Below are 17,420 nucleotides of genomic sequence, written 5' to 3'. Positions count from 1 at the left end.
GGCGAGAGTGAAGGCATGAACTTGATTCGCGCCACCGAAGCCGAAGTCCTCGCCGACGCCCCGGGCAGCCGCATCACGCTGCTCACCGACACGGCCACGCTGACCAGCAACCGGGCGACGTTCGAGCCCGGCGCCACCGGCGCGCCGCCGCACTTCCACACCAAGGCCACCGAGGTCTTCTTCGTGCTGAGCGGCCGCTTGGACGTCCTGCTCGACGAGGAGGTGGTCACCCTCGGGGAAGGCGACTTCCTCACCGTGCCGCCGCGGGTGCCGCACGCCTTCGCGCCCGCGGCCGGTTCTCCCGCGGACGTGCTCGTGACCTTCACGCCCGGGATGGACCGGTTCGACTACTACCGGCTGCTGCACCGGGTCAACCGCGGCGAGGCGGACCCGCGGGAGATCCGGGAGTCGCAGGAGCGCTACGACAACCACTACGTCGACAGCCAGGTGTGGCGGGTGTGATTAGCTCGCCGGATGGAGATCGCCGAGGACTACCGGGACGCCGTGCTGCCTGGGACGACGTGGGAGAAGCGGCAGTTCAGCCGGTGTGACTTCAGCGGCGCCGACCTGCGCCGGCTCGTCACGCAGGGCTGTACGTTCGACGAGTGCGACTTCTCCGGCGCGGACCTGGGGGAGTCCCGGCACCAGGCGTCGGCGTTCCGGTCGTGCGTGTTCGACCGGACGGTGCTGGCGGACAGCACGTGGAGCGCGTGCTCGTTGCTCGGATCGTCCTTCGTGGACGGTGGGTTGCGTGGGATGTCGGTGCGGGACAGCGATTTCTCGCTGGCGAACTTCAGCCGGGCGAACCTGCGGCGCCGGTCGCTGTCCGGGTTGCGGTTCCGGGAGGCCAGTTTCGTGGACGCGAACCTGACCGAGGCCGACCTGCGGGACAGCGACTTCCGCGGCGCCCGGTTGGGCGGCGCGGACCTGACCGGCGCCGACTTGCGTGGCGCCAAGCTCGACGCGAACGCCCTGGTGCAGGCGAAACTGCGCGGCGCGCGGGTCGACCTGGAGACGGCGGTCGCCTTCGCCGCGGCGCACGGCCTGGTGGTCGACTGACCCCGGGCCGCACACCGGGCCGGAGCTGGGCGTTTCGGAAAGGCCTGCGTGGCGGTGCGGGTCGCGGTCCGAGCCCGCCACCGCCCTCAACGGACACGCTGCGCGCCGCGGCGCACAGGCCGTGCGCCAGGGCGGGGCTAGTCGATCGGCGGTTCGCCCGGGTCGAGCTCGATCAGGTCGCCCGAGGCGAGCAGGTCCTCGATCGACGCGGGCAGCAGGTACGCCGCGCCGCCGCCGGGCTGGTTGAACCACGGGATCGCGACGCCGGCGAGCGCCTCGATCGGCCGCTGCACCCGGTACACGTGGTACGGGCGGGTCACCCACTCCGGCACCAGCGAACGTTCCTCGAACGGGGTCCCGGCCGCGTAGGTCAGGTTGCCGTTCGGGCCGCCGAAGCGGTCGAGTTCGCTGCCCGCGGGCAGTTCGCGCATTTCCTTGCCGCGGAACAGGGTCAGCGGCGGCTCGCCGGGCAACGGCTGGATCGGCCACTGCTGGTTGCCGCCACCGGAGGCCGCCGAGGCCGTGGCTGCCACGGGGGCGGGCGCGGCCGGTTCGACCCGTCGCGGCGGCGGTTCGCGTCGCGGCGGGGCGGGCGGGGGCGGCGCGACCGGGGGCGCGGCCAGCACGGTGGGCGGGCCCGCGGGGTCCGGCTCGTCGAGGCGGTCGCTGAGGGCGCGCTGTGGGAGGTCGTGCCGCTGCGGCTCGGCCTGTTCCTGGGCCGGGGTGAGCGGCACCTCGGTGGCGTCCATCTCCGGCCGCGCCGGTGGGGCGGTGCGGCCGCCCGGGTTGAGCAGCAGCTTGCCGAGCATGAACGCGGCGGCGTCGTCGGCGTCGCCGAAGACCGCGGGGCTCGTCAGGGCCTCGTCGTACCAGCCGACGCGCCAGCCGTCGTCGACCTTCTCGAGGCTCCAGCCGTGCTCGGCCGGCTCGCCGATGCGATAGGCCCCGTCCGGAACGCCGAGGTCGGCGAGCTTCGAGCGCAGGTTGTCCAGCGCCGGCTCGGTGGGGCCGGACGGCTTCGGCTCGGCCGGGGTGGGCGGCGGGGGCACCCGGGCGGGCCAGCATGGTCGGCGGACCGTCGGCGCTCGAGGGCCGCTCACCGCGCGGCGCCTGCCCCGCGAACGCCCTGGACCCACCGCGCGGGTCGCCGCCCCGCTCGAAGCCCGGACGCCCCTCCAGCGAGCGACCGTCCGCGCCGGGGGGAGTGTCCTCCGGGCTTTCGGGGCTGGTGAAGGCGCGTTGGTCGGGGCCTTCGGGGCCGGTGAAGCTGCGCTGGTCCGGGCCTTCGGGGCCGGTGAAGGCGCGTTGGTCGGGGCCTTCGTGGCCGGTGAAGCTGCGCTGGTCCGGGCCTTCGTGACCGGCGATGCCGCGTTGGTCGGGACCTTCGGGGCCGGTGAAGGCGCGTTGGTCGGGACCTTCGTGGCCGGCGAAGGGGCGCTGGTCACGGCCTTCGGGGCCGTCCGGGCCGGTGAAGCCGCGCTGGCCGCGGCCTTCCGGTGCCTCCGGCCCGAAGCCCTCCGAACGGCGGGCGTCCAGCCCCGCGGCGGGCATCTGGCCGGGGGCTTGCCCCTCCGGGCCGAAGCGCTCCGGGCCACGCGGGTCGAGGCCGCGCCCCTCGGGAGCTTCCTGCCCGAAGCGCTCCGAACCGGCGAAGCCGCGCTGGCCACGCCCTTCCGGCGCCTCCTGTCCGAAGGCGTGCGGTTCGGACCGGGGGCCTTCGTGGGGCACGCCGTGGTGGCCGCGCCCCTCGGGTGCTTCTTGGGCGAAGGCGCGGGGTTCGGACCGGGGGCCTTCGTGGGGTATGCCGTGCTGGCCGCGCCCCTCGGGCCCCTCTTGACCGAAGGCGTGCGGTTCGGACCGGGGGCCTTCGTGGGGCATGCCGTGGTGGCCGCGCCCCTCGGACGCCTCCTGACCGAAGCCGCGGGGGTCGGACCCCGGGCCCTCGTGGGGCATACCGTGCTGGCCGCGTCCCTCGGGCGCCTCCTGGCCGAAGCCGCGGGAGTCGGGTCCAGTGCTGCGCCCCTCCGGGCCTTCCTGCCCGGCGAAGCCGCGCCCTTCGGGGCCGGCAAAACCGTGCTGGCCGCGCCCCTCGGGCGCCTCCTGGCCGAAGCCGTGGGACTCAGGCCCAGCGCCACGGCCTTCCGGCGCTTCCTGGCCGAAGCCACGCGATTCGGGCCCGGCGCCGCGGCTTTCCGGGGCTTCCTGGCCGAAGTTACGGGACTCCTGCCCGCTGCCACGGCCTTCCGGACCTTCGTGGCCGAAGCCGGGCCCGGCGAGCCCCTCCTGGCCGGGGATGCCCTCGGGGCCCGCCTGGCCGAAGCGTTCCTGGCCCCGGGATTCCGGTCCGGGCCGTCCTTGCGGCAGCCCGCGTCCCTCGGGGGCTTCCTGGCCGAAGCGCTCCGGCCCGCGAGCCTCGGGGGTGAGCCCGCGCCCCTCCGGCCCCTCCTGACCGCCGAAGCCGCGCCCCTCCGAGCCGAAGCCACGCGCTTCCGCACCCTCCGAGCCGACGCCACGCGCCTCCGGCCCCTCCGGACCAGCACCGCGAGCCTCGGAACCAGCCAAACCACGCGCCTCAGCGCTTTCCTGCGCGGCGTACGCCTCGCGGCCGTCCCAGCCCCGGCCCTCCGTGGGCTCCTCGTCGGCGGCGGAACCGTCCCGCGGCTCCCAGGACGGCTCCCACGTCCGGCCTTCCGGCGCCCCTTCCGCGTCGTGCGGCGAGTCCGTGAACGCCTCGCGCGCGTCCCAGCTGCGGGTCTCGTCGCCGGCCTCGTCCGCGGGCTCCGGCTCGGCGTCCTTCACCGGCGGCTGCACCAGCATGGTCGGCGGCCCGGCGTCGGGGTCGATCACCGGCGTCAGCGTCGTCGGCTGCTCGACCGGCTCCCCAACGGCGGGCTCGGCAGGCGGCGGCGCGGCCTGCTCCGGCACCCGGCGCGGCGGCTGCGCGGGACCGCGGTTCAGGTACGCGCCCGCGGCCTGCACGGTCTGCTCCGGCACCTCCGGCAGCGTGTGCCCGGCCGCGGCGATGTGCGCGACCAGCTCGGCCTCCGGCGCGACGCCGTACTCCTGCAGGTAGTAGTTGACCGCGGCGGGCCAGATCCACACGCCGTCGGTGTGGAAGGCCACCGGCACGGTCGCGGCGGGCTGCTGCGCCAGCCGGTCCAGGTCGAACCCGCGCTCGGCGCGCACGACCGGCGCGTTGTTCAGGTATTCGAGCACCCGCTGCTGCTCGTCGGCGTCCAGCTCGGGGCGGTTGAGCACCGGGCGGCCGTTCGGCTCGTGGCCGTCGAAGATCCGGGCGATCCGGAAGCGCGGGCCGGGCTGCTCGGGCGCGAGCCCGGCCATGCGGCGCATCAGCCACTCCGGCACGTTGTCCTCGGAGCGCGGGAACATCCGCAGCTCGTCGGCGTAGGCCTGCGGCGGGGGCATCAGGTCCCACCGCGGCTCGTCGCGGTCGTACTCCAGGTTGTAGCTCGATGGGTGGTCGAGCTGGTAACGCGCGTTGAACCAGGTGCCGCGGCCCTCGCGGTACATCCCGGCCCGCAACCGGCCGAACAGCGTGGCGATGTCGTGGGTGGCCATCCACTCCTGGGCCGACCCGTCTTCGAGGAGCACCTCACCGGACAGCTCGTGGTAGCGGCCGACCGCCCGGTAGGTCGCGGTCACCCGCCGCCAGTCCCGCGGAGCGGCCCGCAGCAGGGCCAGTCCGATCTGCTTGACCAGGGTGTCCTGCTCGGTCGCGTTCAGCTGGGTCGTCGGTTGCGCCACCAGGCCATTTTGACTGGTCACTGATCCGATTGCACACCACCCGCACCAATAGGGGCAATGACCAGTGCAGATACATCAATCGAGGTACTAAGCGTTTCAGCGGAACTACCCATAGTGTCCTCCGCCGTCCTCGCGTGAGGCCCCGTTCATTCCTTTGCCAGAATGGGGGCCGTGACTGCGACGGTTCTCGACGGCAAAGCGACCAAGAACGCCATCTTCGAAGAGCTCAAGCCGCGGGTGGCCGCCCTGGCCGAGCGGGGCGTGACGCCCGGGCTGGGAACCGTCCTGGTCGGCGACGATCCCGGCTCGCACTCGTACGTGCGGATGAAGCACGCGGACAGTGCGAAGATCGGGGTCAACTCGATCCGCCGCGACCTGCCCGGCGACATCAGCCAGGACAAGCTCGAGGCCGTCATCGACGAGCTCAACGCCGACCCGGCCTGCCACGGCTACATCGTCCAGCTGCCGCTGCCCAAGCACCTCGACGCGGGCCGCATTCTGGAGCGCATCGCGCCGGAGAAGGACGCCGACGGCCTCGCCCCGGTCAGCCTCGGCAGGCTGGTGCTCAATGAGGCAGGCCCGCTGCCCTGCACCCCGTACGGGATCCTCGAACTGCTCAAGCGCCACGACGTGCCCATCGCCGGTGCGAACGTCACCGTCGTCGGCCGCGGCGTCACCGTGGGCCGCACGATGGGGCTGCTGCTGACGCGCCGCAGCGAGAACGCCACCGTGACCCTGTGCCACACCGGCACCAGGGACCTGGCGGCCGAGGTCAAGCGCGCGGACATCGTGATCGCCGCGGCCGGGGTGCCGCACCTGATCAAGCCGGACATGGTGAAGCCGGGCGCCGCGGTGTTGGACGTCGGCGTCTCGCACGTCGACGGCAAGCTCACCGGCGACGTGGACCCGGCGGTCGCCGAGGTCGCCGGGTGGCTGTCGCCCAACCCCGGCGGGGTCGGCCCGATGACCAGGGCGATGCTGGTCACCAACGTCGTCGAGGCGGCCGAGCGTGCACTCGCCACGGCGTAACCGCGCGGCTCTCCTGGAGCAGCTCCCGTTCGCACTGGTGATGCTGCTGGTGGCGGTCGCGGGCGTGCGGATCTGGCAGTACCACTGGCGGCAGGGCGCCGCGATCATCGGCGGCGCCCTGCTCGTGGCGGCGATCCTCCGGGCCGTCCTGCCGGGCGTGCGAGCCGGCCTGCTGGCCATCCGCGGCCGCCCGGTGGACGTCCTCAGCTACGCCGGGCTCGGCGTGCTCATCCTCTTCCTGGCCTTCACGATCACCGACGGGCCGTTCGGCACCTGACTCACGCCTCGGCCATCGCCGGGGCGCGCGTGGCCTCCTCGCGGCGGTCCAGCGAGCCGGACACCACGGCGATCGTCAGGCCCACGATGGCCAGCCCGGCGCCGACCCAGTTCGGCGAGACCAGGCCGAGGCCGCCCGCGATCACCAGGCCGCCGAGGTAGGCGCCGATTGAGTTGGCGACGTTGAAGGCGGACTGCACCGCCGCCGACACCATCGACGGCGCGCCGCCGGCCTTGACCATGACGCGGGTCTGCATCATCGGGCCGATCATGAAGCCGGCGACGCCGACCAGGAAGATCGTGATCGCCGCGCCGACCTTGTTGTGCGCGGTGACCGTGAAGACCGCGAGCACCGCGGCCAGCGCGAGCAGCGCCACGTACAGGCTCGGCATCAGCGCCTTGTCGGCCAGCCGCCCGCCGAGCAGGTTGCCGATCGTCATCCCGACACCGGCCAGCGCGAGCAGCAGCGTCACCGCCTGCGGGTCGTATCCGGCGACGTCGGTCATCATCGGCGTCACGTAGGACAGGCAGGCGAACACGCCGCCCAGACCGAACGTGACGATCGCCAGGGCCAGCCACACCTGCGGGCGGCGGAACGCGCCCAGCTCACCGCGCAGGGACGGGGATTCGGGGCGGCCCTGGTGCGGCACCAGCTTCGCGATCGCCAGCACGGCGACCAGCCCGATCACCGCGACCACGGCGAACGTGGCGCGCCAGCCGACCTGCTGGCCGAGCAGCGTGCCCAGCGGCACGCCGACGACGTTGGCCAGGGTCAGGCCGAGGAACATCAGCGACACGGCCTTCGCGCGGTCGCCTGGCTTGACGAGGCTCGACGCCACGACCGCGCCCGCGCCGAAGAACGCGCCGTGCGGCAGCCCGGCGAGGAACCGGAAGACCACGCCGAACTCCTGGTTCGGCGCGACGGCGAACAGCAGGTTGCCCGCCGTGAACAGCGCCATCATCGCCAGCAGCATCGTCTTGCGCGGCAACCGGACGGCGACCGCCGTCAGCAGCGGCGCGCCGACGACCACGCCGAGCGCGTAGGCGGAGATGAGGTGACCGGCGGTCGGGATGTCCACCCCGAACGTCGCGGCCGTCTGCGGAAGGACACCCATCATGACGAATTCCGTGGTGCCGATACCGAAGGCACCGACGGCGAGCGCGAGCAGCGCGATGGGCACGGTTCTCCTCTCCAGGGTTGTCTGCATCGATACAGTCAACGGACATGAATAAGGACAGCCCATCGCCGTCCATGGCGGCACGAGCTGTCCCTCGATCAGTGTCAACCAGGCGGGAGCCCGGTGTCATCCCGCCGGCTGGGTGACCATGCCCACGTGCGGGGCGCGGTCAGGCGTTGTGCTCCTGCTTTTCGTGACTGACCTCGCAGTCCGAGCCGGGGAAGATCAGGCCTTCGTGGCCGTCGGCGAAGCGCACGAGGTAGGGCGGCCCGCCGTTCTCCCCGCGGACTTCGACGATCTCACCGCGCTGCTCGGCCGCTCCGACGGTGCGACCGTGGACGAGGATCCGGTCTCCTACGGTTGCGTGCATCATCGACCACCTCCCGCGGGAACCAGGGTAAATCGGGCTCCCGGCAATTGTCACTGGACCGGGAATTGATCAAGTTGCCGGGTTTCCGGGAGGCGAGCAGGCTTCGATTCATCCCGACGCGAAAAGGAGTTCTGGCGATGGCTAGCTGCGTGGTCTGTGGAAACGACTACTGGATGTCCTTCGAGGTCCGGACGGTCAGCGGGGACACCTACACGTTCGACAGCATCGAATGCGCGGCGCAGAAGATCGCGCCGTCGTGCGAGCACTGCGGGTGCCGGATCCTCGGGCACGGCGCCGAGGTCGAGGGCCGGTTCTTCTGCTGCGCGCACTGCGCACGGGAGAGCGGTTCGGGACTGGGCGCCGAAATCCGCGACACGGTCGGCGCCCACCCCGGCTGATCAGTTCTTCGCGGCGGCCTTGGCGGCTTTCTTGAAGGCGCGGACCTCGGCGAGCGTCTCCGGGCTGACGACGTCGGCGATGGAGCGGCGCGAGCCCTCCTCGCCGTACGCGCCCGCGGCCTCCCGCCAGCCCTCGGGCTGGACCCCGCGCTGCTTGCCGAGCAGGGCGAGGAAGATCCGCGCCTTCTGGTCGCCGTAGCCGGGCAGCTCCTTGAGGCGGCGCAGGACTTCCTTGCCGTCCGGCTTCCCCTGCTTCCAGATCCGGTCGGTCTTGCCGTCGTAGTGCTCGACGATGTGGTTGGCGAGCGCGTGCACGCGGCGCGCCATCGAGCCGCCGTAGCGGTGGATCGCAGGCGGGGTCACGCACAGCTCGACGAACTCGTCGAGGTCGGACTCGGCGATCTTGCGCACGTCGAAGCCGTCCATGCGGTCGGCGATCTTCTTCGGCCCGATGAACGCGGTCTCCATCGCGATCTGCTGATCCAGGAGCATCCCGGTGAGGAGGGCGAACGGGTCCTCGGAGAGGAGCTTGTCCGCGTCGGCGTCACCGGTGAGACGGAGCTTCTTCGGCATGGGCCAATGGTCGCACCAGTGCCCGTCAGCGCGCACTTCCCGACCTGATCAGCGCGTCCGCGAGTGGCTCGAGCAGGTCCGGCCCGGCGCGGTGGGGCAGGTTCAGCACGACCACGTCGACCCCGGCCTCGCCGTACGCCGCCGCCTCCTCGGCCGCCGCTTCGATGCCGTCGTCCAGCCGGACGTTCACCGAGCACGCGATCTCCGCCGGGTCCCGGCCCACCTCCGCGCAGCGCTCGAGCAGCACCGACCGCAGCTCCAGCCACTCCGCCGGGCTGCGCGTGATCGCGTGCCACTCCTGCGCCCACAGCGCCGCCGCGCGCAACGTCCGCTTGGGCCCGCGTCCGCCGATCACGATGGGCGGGTGCGGGCGCTGCACGGGTTTCGGCTCGCAGTAGGCCTCCGTCAGCCGCACGTACCGGCCCTCGAAGGTGGTCACCGGGTCGCGCAGCAGGCCGATGATCGCCTGCACGCCCTCGTCGAACCGGTCGAACCGCTCCTTCAGCGGCGGCAGGTCGATGCCGTAGGCGTCGCACTCCTGCTGGTTCCACCCGGCGCCCAGGCCCAGTTCCAGCCTGCCGCCGGAGATGATGTCGATCGTCGCGGCCATGTTCGCCAGCACCGCAGGGTGCCGGTAGATCATGCCGGTGACCTGGCAGCCGAGCCGGATCCGCCGGGTCGCCTCGGCCAGCGCGGCGAGCATCGACCAGCCCTCCAGGTTCGGTCCCGACGGCTCACCGGAGAGCGGGTAGAAGTGGTCCCAGTTCCACGCCGACTTGAACAGTTCGACGTCGTCGGCCGCCACCCACACGTCCCGGATCTCCTGCCAGGTGGTGTGCTCGGGCCGGGTCTTGATCGCGAACCGCATGCCAGGGAACCTACTCCGCGAGGGGCGTGACTTCTGCCACTTCGGGCCTTTGCGAGACTGAGGTACGTCACCACCTAAGGCGTTCGTCTCCTAATAGCAGTACGCTTGTACCGCATAGACGTGCTGCACAGACACGCGCAGATCCGCGAGAGGAGCACCGCGGCTCATGGCCAAGATCAAGGTCGAGGGCACCGTCGTAGAACTCGACGGCGACGAGATGACTCGCATCATCTGGAAGTTCATCAAGGACAAGCTGATCCATCCGTACCTCGACATCAACCTCGAGTACTACGACCTGGGTATCGAAGAGCGCGACCGGACCGACGACCAGATCACCGTCGACTCCGCGAACGCCATCAAGAAGCACGGCGTCGGCGTCAAGTGCGCCACCATCACGCCGGACGAGGCCCGGGTCGAGGAGTTCGGCCTGAAGAAGATGTGGCGGAGCCCGAACGGGACCATCCGCAACATCCTCGGTGGTGTCGTCTTCCGTGAGCCGATCATCATCCAGAACATCCCGCGGCTGGTCCCGGGCTGGACGAAGCCGATCATCATCGGCCGTCACGCGCACGGTGACCAGTACAAGGCCACCGACTTCAAGGTTCCCGGCCCCGGCACGGTGACCATGACGTACGTGCCCGAGGACGGCTCCGAGCCGATCGAGTTCGAGGTCGCCCGCTACCCGGAGGGTGGCGGCGTCGCGATGGGCATGTACAACTACCGCAAGTCGATCGAGGACTTCGCGCGCGCCTCGCTGCAGTACGGCCTGGACCGCGGCATGCCGGTCTACATGTCGACGAAGAACACCATCCTGAAGGCCTACGACGGCATGTTCAAGGACACCTTCCAGGAGATCTTCGAGACCGAGTTCAAGGCCGACTTCGACGCCAAGGGCCTGACCTACGAGCACCGCCTGATCGACGACATGGTCGCCGCCTCACTGAAGTGGGAGGGCGGCTACGTCTGGGCGTGCAAGAACTACGACGGTGACGTGCAGTCCGACACCGTGGCGCAGGGCTTCGGCTCGCTGGGCCTGATGACCTCGGTGCTGCGCACGCCGGACGGCAAGACCGTGGAGGCCGAGGCCGCGCACGGCACGGTCACCCGGCACTACCGGCAGCACCAGCAGGGCAAGCCGACCTCGACGAACCCGATCGCGTCGATCTTCGCGTGGACCCGGGGTCTCGAGCACCGCGGCAAGCTGGACGGCAACTCCGAGCTGGTCGGCTTCGCCAACAAGCTCGAGCAGGTCGTCATCGAGACCGTCGAGAGCGGCAAGATGACCAAGGACCTGGCGCTGCTCGTCGGCAAGGACCAGCCGTTCCAGACGACGGAGGAGTTCCTGGCGACCCTGGACGAGAACCTGGCGGCGAAGATCGCCCAGGGCTGAGTCCGCGTTTTTCCGGCCACAGCGAGAGGCCCGGTCACCGCACGGTGACCGGGCCTCTTCTTCGTTCGCCGGTGGTCTCGGGTATGACTGCGCGGGTGCAGGTGATCCACCCCGACGACCACGTCTGGACGCTGACGCGCCGCTTCGCGCCGTGGAAGCGCGTCGTCCAGCCGATGAACATCGCGTCCGGCGAGTACGACCGCTACCGCGCCGTGCGGACTGATCCGAGGCGCACCCCGTCGGAGTGGCGCCAGGAGCGCCGGGAGCAGCGCAAGGCCAAGGACCGGGAGATCCGCGGCTGGGAGTGGCTCTACCTCGCGCCGCTGCTGCTGGTCGCCGGGCTCGCCGGGCAAGCCCTGGAGGCGGTCGTGGCCGGCCTGCAGCTCCTCGTCTGGCTCGTGCTCGTGCCGTTCGCGCTGCTGGAGATGCTCGCGCAGCTACTGTGCGGGCTGGTGCTCGGCGCGTTGCGGCTGACCGGCGCCGCGCGCAGCCGCCTGGACGTGGTCTGCCGCGTGCCGGGCGACCGGATCGTCTCGCTCACCGTCCTGACCGTCCGCGGGTCCGGGGCGGCCGGACAGCTGGCGAAGGTCCTGTCCGGTCACCTGTGGCAGGCGCAGCGTCCGTTCGATCCGTACCGGGATCCGGTGGTCGTCGCCCTGCTGGCCCGCGCCGGCACTCACGTGGTGCGCCACGACAGCGTCTGGCAGACCGTTTCGTCACCGAGCGTGCCCGCCTCGTGACGCCTCTCGGGTGGTTCGCCCGCGCGGGCCTGTCGGGGGTGCTGAAGTGTGGCTACCCTTACCCGGAACGAACTTTCGGCTGGTGAGGAGCACCCGTGTTCCTGGGCATCCCCAAGCGCGCACTGATCATCGTCGCGATTCTGGCCGGCGTCGGGCTGATCTACGTGATGGGCAGCGACAAGCAGGTCTCGGAGGGCGCCACCGGCGGCTCGGGCGGCTGCCGCGTGACCGTCACCGCGGACGTGCTCAACGTGCGGGCGGCGCCGGACGCCGGTGCGGACATCGTGGGCAAGTTCAACCAGAACGCCGAGACCGACGCCCAGGCCGAGGTCCAGAACGGGTTCCGCAAGATCGCCGAGAACAAGTGGGCGAAGACGGAGTATCTGCAGCCGGTCAGCGGCAACTGCTGACCTCAGAGGGCCACGACCAGACGCTCCTCGGCGACGATCACCTCGCCGCCGAACACGGCGCGCGCCTGTGCCGCGGAAATCGCCCGATCGCTGCCCGGCCAGAAGTGGGTCAGCAGCAACCGGCGCGCGCCCGCCGCAGCCGCCCAGGTCGCCGCCTCCGTGGCGGTCATGACCCCGCGCGGGCTGCCCGGCGGGGGTTCTTCCTGCAGCGTCGCGTCGGCGATGAAGAGGTCGCTGTCGCGCGCCAGCTCACGCAGCGCCTCCGTCGGTCCACAGTCACCGGTGTAGGCAACGGTGAGGCCCGGCGCCGCCAGACGCACGCCGTAGTTCGGAACGTGGTGCGGAAGCGGGAACGGGGTCAGTGAGAACGGCCCGACCCGCGCCGGGCGGCCGAGGTCGTGCACCTCGAACACGGTCGCCGGATCCGGCCGGGGCTCCAGGGCGCGCAGGACGTCGAGCACACCCGGCTCGCAGTAGACGGGGATCCTCGGCGAGTCCGGGGCCTCGTAGTGCCGCACGCGGGCCAGTGCGCTGAGGTCCACGCAGTGGTCCGGGTGGCGGTGGGTGACGATCACGGCGTCGACCTCGCCGCGTGGGCAGTGGTCCAGCAGAGCACCGACGGTGCCGTAACCCAGGTCCAGGACGACGCGGAAGTCCTCGTGCGTGAGGAGGAAGCCGGCGCACGCGCGGCCCGGCTCCGGCCACGCGCCGCAACTGCCGAGGACGATGAGTTCGCTCATGGCAGCAGTGTCCGGGAACGTCGGTGGGGGCCGGTAGCGTGCTGGGCGTGTTCACCGTCTCCACAGTCAACGTCAACGGCATGCGCGCCGCCGCCAAGAAGGGGTTCGTCGAGTGGCTCGCCGCCAGCGGGTCCGACGTGATCCTCTGCCAGGAGGTGCGCGCCGAGGCCGGGCAGCTCCCCGAGGACGTCGTCGCCCCGGCGGGGTGGCACGCGCACCACGCGCCGTCCGCGGTGAAGGGCCGCAACGGCGTCTCCGTCTACAGCCGGGCCGAGCCGTCGGAGGTGCGGGTCGGCTTCGGTGAGGCCGAGTTCGAGGACAGCGGGCGCTACCTCGAGGTGCACCTGCCCGGCGTGGTCGTGGCCAGCCTGTACCTGCCGAGCGGCGACGTGGGGACGCCGCGGCAGGACGAGAAGGAACGCTTCATGGCCGCGTTCCTGCCGTACCTGATCGAGCTGCGCGGCAAGGCCGAGGCGGCCGGCTGCGAGGTCGTCGTCGGCGGCGACTGGAACATCGCGCACGCCGAGATCGACCTGAAGAACTGGAAGGGCAACCAGAAGAACTCCGGCTTCCTGCCCGAGGAGCGGGCCTGGATGAGCCGCGTGTTCGGCGAGGCCGGGTACGTCGACGTGCAGCGCAAGCTCGACCCGGAGGGGCCCGGCCCGTACACGTGGTGGTCCTACCGCGGCAAGGCCTTCGACAACGACGCGGGCTGGCGCATCGACTACCTGGTCACGACGCCCGGCCTGGCCGAGAAGTGCACGTCGGTGGTGGTGGAGCGGGCGCCGAGCTACGAGCTGCGCTGGTCCGACCACGCCCCGGTGACGGCGACATTCGACTTTTCCCCGGAATAGCCGGAATGTCTGGATGAGCACGGGCGTTGCCCCTGGCACACCGACTGATTGGGGGCAGCTCGTGTCGTTCGTGATGACCGCTTCCGAGCGCGAGGACTTCCTGGCCGGCGTGCACATCGGCGTGCTGGCAGTCGAGCGGGACGGACGGGCGCCGCTGGCCGTGCCGATCTGGTACGACTACCGGCCCGGCGGCGACGTCCTGCTGTGGATGGAACGCGGGACGGTGAAGGAGAAGCTGGTGCGCAAGGCGGGCCGGCTGAGCCTGACCGTGCAGAACGAGAACTGGCCGTACAAGTACGTGACGGTCGAGGGCCCCGTCGTGGCCAACGACGCCCCGCCGACGCGCGAAGAGGCCCTCGCGATTACCGCCAGGTACCTCCCGGAGCCCGACGCGCGCGCCTACGTGGACGGCGCGCTGGGGGAGAAGTCACTGCTGGTCCGCGTGCGCCCGGAGAAGTGGCTGAGCAACGACCAGAGCAAGTCCTGATTTGCCGCTCGCTGGGCAAGCTGCGGGTGCCCGGACGTTGCGGGTGCACCGCCGCGCGGCGGACGAAGAGGACCTCGTCCTGACCACGTCGAGCCGGGCCGAGCAGGCGGACGAAGCCGCGTCCGCCACCACCCGGCTGTTCCTGGCGCTGATGAAGCACGACGACCAGATCCGGTCCCTGGTCACCGAGGTCGTGCCGGAAGCCTTCCCGTGGGTGCGTTTCCTGCCGCGCGAGGACGTGCAGGCCTTCGTCGTCGAACTCGTCGACGCGCTCGAAGGCGCGGAGGCCTTGCGCAACCCGGCTCCGGTGGCTCAGGTCATCACCTCGTGGCGGCACACGGCGGAGGTCCACGCCGACCCCGAGCTGGTCGCCGTGCTGCAGCGTGACGGAGACGACTTCGGTCCGGTGCCCGCGCCGGGGGCAGCGGACGCGTGAGCCCCAAGCTTGGTGACCCGGTCGCTCCGCCTGCCGTCGGCGGCGAGTGGGAGATCAGGTTCGGCACCACGGAAGCCGTCAAGGGCTGGCCCGAACTCGAAGCGGCCGCTCGGGGGGACCTGCGGAAGGCCGGGGAGACCATGCGGACGGACCCCGGTCCGGGCCCCGGAAAGCCGACCAGCCGCCACCACCAGCTCAAGGGCGTACTCGCGCACGGGACGCACCAGGGGCGCAGTCTCCCGCGGTGGCAGTTGGAGGTGACCGGCGCGGCCCGGGTCTGGTACCTCCTCGACGAACCGCGGCAGACGGTCTGGGTCCAGCACGCGGGGGTCGGGCGCCCCAAGCAGACCGACCAGCTCCAAGCCGTCTGAGCTGGCACGTCGTCCCCGGGGGTGGCCAGGGTGTGGCCCCCGTGTCCCCGGCACTCCGATGGGCGCTACTCTCTGCCCCGCACGTGATCAAAAACGATCGGCCTTGACACGGTCGGTAGTTTTCACGCTGGTAACCGTCGCCCATTAGGGTGACGGCCACCTTGGAACGGCAGTCTCGTCTCAGGAGGCACACCGGTGCGCAACCGAACAGTGCACGTACTGCGGGCCGGCCTGGTCCTGGCGGTCCTCGCGACCGCGACCACCACCGGCGTCGCCGCCGCGTCGCCGGCCACCCAGGCCGAACCGACCGGCGTCTCGTTCGGCCTGCTCGGCCCCGTCGGCCTCGCCGCGGTCCTGCTCGGCATCATCGGCATGGCACTGGGCATCGTGCGCCAGCGCCGCAAGGCCCAGGCGGAGGCCGTCGTCCCCGTCGTCGTCGAGACCCCCGAAGAGCCCACGCGCCCGGCCCTGACCCCCTACCGGCGTCCCCAGGTCTGACCCGTCCGCAGTACGACGGTTACCCAGGCGCCCACGAGCAAAACGTAGAGCGCCACCGCGGCCCCGCCGAACAGCGCCGAACCGGTCACCGCGGCCAGCGCGCTCGTGCCGGTGACACAGGTGCCGACGGGGAACGTGAAGCTCCACCAGGTGAGTGAGAACGGCATCCCGGCGCGCACGGTCCGCAACGTCACCGCCGCCGCGATCGCCAGCCACAACATCGCGAACCCCCACGCGGCGAGGCCGTAGAACAACCCGAACGCCTCCGCCGCGGCCCCGAACGGCAACACCCCGGGCGCGGCCGCGCCCAGCAGGTTCGCCGCGGTGATCGACTGGCCCAGCGGTCCCAGCACGATCCACAGGGCAGGCACCCGGGCGGCTTCCGTCCCCGCGGTCACCAGCCGGTGCCAGATCTGCGGCAGCAGCACGACCGTCGCGAACAGGCTGATCCCGAACATCGCGTAGCACGCCAGCAGCAGCGCCAGCCGCGGCTGCCCGGCAGGCAGGTGCGGCACGAGCGCGGCGCCGGTGGCCGCCGAGACCATCGGCGGCACGACGGGCATCAGCCACCCGGCGAACGGTTCGGCGGCCGGGATGCGGCCGGTGATCATCCGGTACGGCACGCCCACCGCGGTCACCAGCCCCAGCGCCGTGCCCGCGGTCCACAACACCGCGCCGGCCACCAGCGCCGGGCCGGTGCCGATCCAGTCCCGGCCGAGCGCCACCGCGCCCGCGCCGATCGTCAGCAGCGCCATCGGCGGCGCGCCCCAGAAGTGCACCAGCACCGGGTCGCGCAGGTGCCGGTGCTGCCGCCGCCGGTCCGCGACCAGCTGCCAGACCAGCACCACCAGCCACACGGCGGCCAGCGCCCACACGACCGTGACCACCGGCCGCAGCACCGACAGCGGCGCGGGCAGGGCGGTCGCGACGATGCCACTGCCCATCACGGAGGCGAACCAGTTCGGGGTGGTGCCGGGGCGGGACAGGCGCGGCGCGCGTTCGAGCATGCCTCCACGTTCGGTCCACGACGCCGCATCCGGTAGGGATCACCGGCCGATGAGCTCATAACCTGTGCCTATGCCCCTGCGTGTCACCGACCTCGCCGGCTTCGAGCTGCTGCTGTCCGTCGCACAGCTCGGCAGCATCGGCGCGGCGGCGCGCGCCCACGGGATCTCCCAGCCCGCGGCCAGCGCCCGGATCCGGCAGCTGGAGGCGCAGATCGGCGTCGCGCTCGTCGACCGGTCGCCGCGGGGCTCCCGGCTCACCGACTCCGGCGCGCTGGTCGCCGACTGGGCCCGGCCGGTCGTCGAGGCCGCCACCGACCTGGAAGCCGGGATCGCCGCGCTGCGTGCCCGCCGCGACGAGCACCTGCGCGTGGCGGCCAGCCTCACCGTCGCCGAGTACCTGCTGCCCCGGTGGCTCGCCGCGCTGCGCCGCGTCGACCCGGGGACTGCGGTGGCGCTCACCTCGGGCAACTCGGGGGAGGTCGCGGCGCAGGTCCTGGCCCGCGAGGTCGACCTCGGGTTCGTCGAAGGGCCCGACCTGCCCGCGGGACTCGATGCCGAGACGGTCGCCGTCGACGAACTCCGGCTGGTCGTCGCGCCCGGCCACCCGTGGGCCCGGCGACGGCGGCCGACGCGGCCGGACGAGCTGGCCGCCACGCCGCTGATCAGCCGGGAACGCGGCTCCGGCACCCGCCGCGCGCTGGAAGTCGCGCTGGCGCCCGCGGAGCTGGCCGAGCCGCTGCTGGAACTGTCCTCGACGACGGCGATCAAGTCGGCGGTCATGGAGGGCATCGGCCCGGCGGTGCTGGGCGCGCACACCGTCGCCGCGGAAGTCACGGCGGGCACGCTCGTCGCCGTCGACGTCGGCGGACTCGACCTGCACCGCGAGCTCCGGCTGGTCTGGCGCGCCGGGTCGCGGCTGCGCGGCCCGGCGGCGGACCTCGCTGCGATCGCCGTCCGCGGGGCCTGAGACA

Annotated in this window: 21 protein-coding genes and 1 pseudogene; 14 read left to right on the top strand and 8 right to left on the bottom strand. The window is 72.1% G+C overall.

Annotated elements, in window-relative coordinates; translation table 11 throughout:
• The first annotated feature begins 15 nt into the window (after positions 1-15).
• Positions 16-462 carry a cupin domain-containing protein gene (locus AMYTH_RS0124685; RefSeq protein ID WP_027932547.1) on the top strand — a complete coding sequence of 149 codons (447 nt, stop codon included), beginning with the start codon at positions 16-18 and terminating at the stop codon, positions 460-462.
• A 12-nt stretch (positions 463-474) separates the two neighbouring features.
• Positions 475-1,059, top strand: coding sequence for a pentapeptide repeat-containing protein (locus tag AMYTH_RS0124680; protein ID WP_027932546.1), 585 nt, complete (start codon positions 475-477; stop codon positions 1,057-1,059).
• A gap of 137 nt (positions 1,060-1,196) precedes the next feature.
• Here AMYTH_RS0124680 and AMYTH_RS50540 read toward each other — a convergent pair whose 3' ends face one another.
• Positions 1,197-2,108 carry a TNT domain-containing protein gene (locus tag AMYTH_RS50540; RefSeq protein WP_027932545.1) on the bottom strand — a complete coding sequence of 304 codons (912 nt, stop codon included), beginning with the start codon at positions 2,106-2,108 and terminating at the stop codon, positions 1,197-1,199.
• Positions 2,109-3,681: 1,573 nt separating this feature from the next.
• Positions 3,682-4,824, bottom strand: a pseudogene (locus tag AMYTH_RS50535) (hypothetical protein); the annotation flags it as partial.
• Between the two features lie 162 nt (positions 4,825-4,986).
• Here AMYTH_RS50535 and AMYTH_RS0124665 point away from each other — a divergent pair.
• Entirely contained in the window at positions 4,987-5,853 is an 867-nt protein-coding gene (locus AMYTH_RS0124665) for a bifunctional methylenetetrahydrofolate dehydrogenase/methenyltetrahydrofolate cyclohydrolase (protein ID WP_208722364.1), read from the top strand.
• Complete coding sequence (locus AMYTH_RS0124660) at positions 5,834-6,130, top strand: DUF3017 domain-containing protein (RefSeq protein WP_027932543.1); 297 nt, start codon at positions 5,834-5,836, stop codon at positions 6,128-6,130. Before AMYTH_RS0124665 ends, AMYTH_RS0124660 begins: the two co-directional genes overlap by 20 nt.
• A gap of 1 nt (position 6,131) precedes the next feature.
• Here the strand turns inward: AMYTH_RS0124660 and AMYTH_RS0124655 are convergent, their stop codons facing one another.
• A complete protein-coding gene (locus AMYTH_RS0124655) occupies positions 6,132-7,310 on the bottom strand; it encodes an MFS transporter (RefSeq protein WP_027932542.1) in 1,179 nt (392 codons plus the stop codon).
• A 166-nt stretch (positions 7,311-7,476) separates the two neighbouring features.
• Complete coding sequence (locus AMYTH_RS0124650; RefSeq protein WP_026153779.1) at positions 7,477-7,677, bottom strand: DUF1918 domain-containing protein; 201 nt, start codon at positions 7,675-7,677, stop codon at positions 7,477-7,479.
• A gap of 137 nt (positions 7,678-7,814) precedes the next feature.
• On the opposite strand from AMYTH_RS0124650, the gene AMYTH_RS0124645 reads away from it, so the two are divergent.
• On the top strand, positions 7,815-8,075 hold the full coding sequence (locus AMYTH_RS0124645; RefSeq protein WP_026153780.1) for a hypothetical protein: 261 nt from the start codon (positions 7,815-7,817) through the stop codon (positions 8,073-8,075).
• On the opposite strand, the gene AMYTH_RS0124640 is transcribed toward AMYTH_RS0124645, so the two are convergent.
• Together AMYTH_RS0124640 and AMYTH_RS0124635 are read right to left on the bottom strand one after the other, a co-directional pair.
• Positions 8,076-8,648, bottom strand: a complete 573-nt coding sequence (locus AMYTH_RS0124640; protein WP_027932541.1) for an HhH-GPD-type base excision DNA repair protein — start codon at positions 8,646-8,648, stop codon at positions 8,076-8,078.
• 25 nt (positions 8,649-8,673) lie between these two features.
• Positions 8,674-9,516, bottom strand: coding sequence for an LLM class F420-dependent oxidoreductase (locus AMYTH_RS0124635; RefSeq protein WP_027932540.1), 843 nt, complete (start codon positions 9,514-9,516; stop codon positions 8,674-8,676).
• Between the two features lie 166 nt (positions 9,517-9,682).
• Between AMYTH_RS0124635 and AMYTH_RS0124630 the strand changes: the two genes are divergently transcribed.
• The 3 genes from AMYTH_RS0124630 (at position 9,683) to AMYTH_RS0124620 (ending at position 12,056) form a co-directional block, all read left to right on the top strand.
• Positions 9,683-10,906, top strand: a complete 1,224-nt coding sequence (locus AMYTH_RS0124630; RefSeq protein WP_017986747.1) for an NADP-dependent isocitrate dehydrogenase — start codon at positions 9,683-9,685, stop codon at positions 10,904-10,906.
• Positions 10,907-10,989: 83 nt separating this feature from the next.
• A complete protein-coding gene (locus AMYTH_RS45670) occupies positions 10,990-11,646 on the top strand; it encodes a hypothetical protein (protein WP_051362813.1) in 657 nt (218 codons plus the stop codon).
• A 95-nt stretch (positions 11,647-11,741) separates the two neighbouring features.
• Positions 11,742-12,056, top strand: a complete 315-nt coding sequence (locus AMYTH_RS0124620) for an SH3 domain-containing protein (protein ID WP_027932539.1) — start codon at positions 11,742-11,744, stop codon at positions 12,054-12,056.
• A 2-nt stretch (positions 12,057-12,058) separates the two neighbouring features.
• On the opposite strand, the gene AMYTH_RS0124615 is transcribed toward AMYTH_RS0124620, so the two are convergent.
• The gene (locus AMYTH_RS0124615) at positions 12,059-12,796 is read right to left on the bottom strand and encodes an MBL fold metallo-hydrolase (protein ID WP_027932538.1); all 738 of its coding nucleotides are present in this window, start codon (positions 12,794-12,796) and stop codon (positions 12,059-12,061) included.
• Between the two features lie 23 nt (positions 12,797-12,819).
• On the opposite strand from AMYTH_RS0124615, the gene AMYTH_RS0124610 reads away from it, so the two are divergent.
• From AMYTH_RS0124610 to AMYTH_RS0124590, 5 genes are all read left to right on the top strand, one after another.
• Complete coding sequence (locus AMYTH_RS0124610) at positions 12,820-13,650, top strand: exodeoxyribonuclease III (protein ID WP_378335383.1); 831 nt, start codon at positions 12,820-12,822, stop codon at positions 13,648-13,650.
• Between the two features lie 73 nt (positions 13,651-13,723).
• Positions 13,724-14,137: a pyridoxamine 5'-phosphate oxidase family protein gene (locus AMYTH_RS0124605; protein WP_027932536.1), complete on the top strand. Its 414-nt coding sequence runs from the start codon at positions 13,724-13,726 to the stop codon at positions 14,135-14,137.
• A 43-nt stretch (positions 14,138-14,180) separates the two neighbouring features.
• Entirely contained in the window at positions 14,181-14,573 is a 393-nt protein-coding gene (locus tag AMYTH_RS45665) for a DUF6247 family protein (protein WP_037322669.1), read from the top strand.
• Positions 14,570-14,944 (top strand): hypothetical protein, encoded by a 375-nt coding sequence (locus tag AMYTH_RS0124595; protein WP_027932535.1) that lies wholly within the window; start codon positions 14,570-14,572, stop codon positions 14,942-14,944. Before AMYTH_RS45665 ends, AMYTH_RS0124595 begins: the two co-directional genes overlap by 4 nt.
• Positions 14,945-15,139: 195 nt before the next feature.
• Complete coding sequence (locus tag AMYTH_RS0124590) at positions 15,140-15,442, top strand: hypothetical protein (RefSeq protein ID WP_378335386.1); 303 nt, start codon at positions 15,140-15,142, stop codon at positions 15,440-15,442.
• On the opposite strand, the gene AMYTH_RS0124585 is transcribed toward AMYTH_RS0124590, so the two are convergent.
• On the bottom strand, positions 15,421-16,449 hold the full coding sequence (locus AMYTH_RS0124585) for a TDT family transporter (RefSeq protein WP_020421782.1): 1,029 nt from the start codon (positions 16,447-16,449) through the stop codon (positions 15,421-15,423). The genes AMYTH_RS0124590 and AMYTH_RS0124585 overlap by 22 nt on opposite strands.
• Positions 16,450-16,519: 70 nt before the next feature.
• On the opposite strand from AMYTH_RS0124585, the gene AMYTH_RS0124580 reads away from it, so the two are divergent.
• Positions 16,520-17,416 (top strand): LysR family transcriptional regulator, encoded by an 897-nt coding sequence (locus AMYTH_RS0124580; protein ID WP_027932533.1) that lies wholly within the window; start codon positions 16,520-16,522, stop codon positions 17,414-17,416.
• Positions 17,417-17,420: the final 4 nt, after the last annotated feature.

The organism is Amycolatopsis thermoflava N1165 (genome assembly GCF_000473265.1).
GTDB lineage: Bacteria > Actinomycetota > Actinomycetes > Mycobacteriales > Pseudonocardiaceae > Amycolatopsis_E > Amycolatopsis_E thermoflava.
This window is presented reverse-complemented; position numbering and strand designations above follow the sequence as displayed.

Excerpts from the sequence above, each read along its gene's own strand:
- AMYTH_RS0124685 (WP_027932547.1), top strand. The coding sequence starts at position 16 with ATGAACTTGATTCGCGCCACCGAAGCCGAAGTCCTCGCCGACGCCCCG.
- AMYTH_RS0124680 (WP_027932546.1), top strand. The coding sequence starts at position 475 with ATGGAGATCGCCGAGGACTACCGGGACGCCGTGCTGCCTGGGACGACG.
- AMYTH_RS0124665 (WP_208722364.1), top strand. The coding sequence starts at position 4,987 with ATGGGGGCCGTGACTGCGACGGTTCTCGACGGCAAAGCGACCAAGAAC.
- AMYTH_RS0124650 (WP_026153779.1), bottom strand. The coding sequence starts at position 7,677 with ATGCACGCAACCGTAGGAGACCGGATCCTCGTCCACGGTCGCACCGTC.
- AMYTH_RS0124645 (WP_026153780.1), top strand. The coding sequence starts at position 7,815 with ATGGCTAGCTGCGTGGTCTGTGGAAACGACTACTGGATGTCCTTCGAG.
- AMYTH_RS0124640 (WP_027932541.1), bottom strand. The coding sequence starts at position 8,648 with ATGCCGAAGAAGCTCCGTCTCACCGGTGACGCCGACGCGGACAAGCTC.
- AMYTH_RS0124635 (WP_027932540.1), bottom strand. The coding sequence starts at position 9,516 with ATGCGGTTCGCGATCAAGACCCGGCCCGAGCACACCACCTGGCAGGAG.
- AMYTH_RS0124630 (WP_017986747.1), top strand. The coding sequence starts at position 9,683 with ATGGCCAAGATCAAGGTCGAGGGCACCGTCGTAGAACTCGACGGCGAC.
- AMYTH_RS45670 (WP_051362813.1), top strand. The coding sequence starts at position 10,990 with ATGACTGCGCGGGTGCAGGTGATCCACCCCGACGACCACGTCTGGACG.
- AMYTH_RS0124615 (WP_027932538.1), bottom strand. The coding sequence starts at position 12,796 with ATGAGCGAACTCATCGTCCTCGGCAGTTGCGGCGCGTGGCCGGAGCCG.
- AMYTH_RS0124605 (WP_027932536.1), top strand. The coding sequence starts at position 13,724 with ATGACCGCTTCCGAGCGCGAGGACTTCCTGGCCGGCGTGCACATCGGC.
- AMYTH_RS0124585 (WP_020421782.1), bottom strand. The coding sequence starts at position 16,449 with ATGCTCGAACGCGCGCCGCGCCTGTCCCGCCCCGGCACCACCCCGAAC.
- AMYTH_RS0124580 (WP_027932533.1), top strand. The coding sequence starts at position 16,520 with ATGCCCCTGCGTGTCACCGACCTCGCCGGCTTCGAGCTGCTGCTGTCC.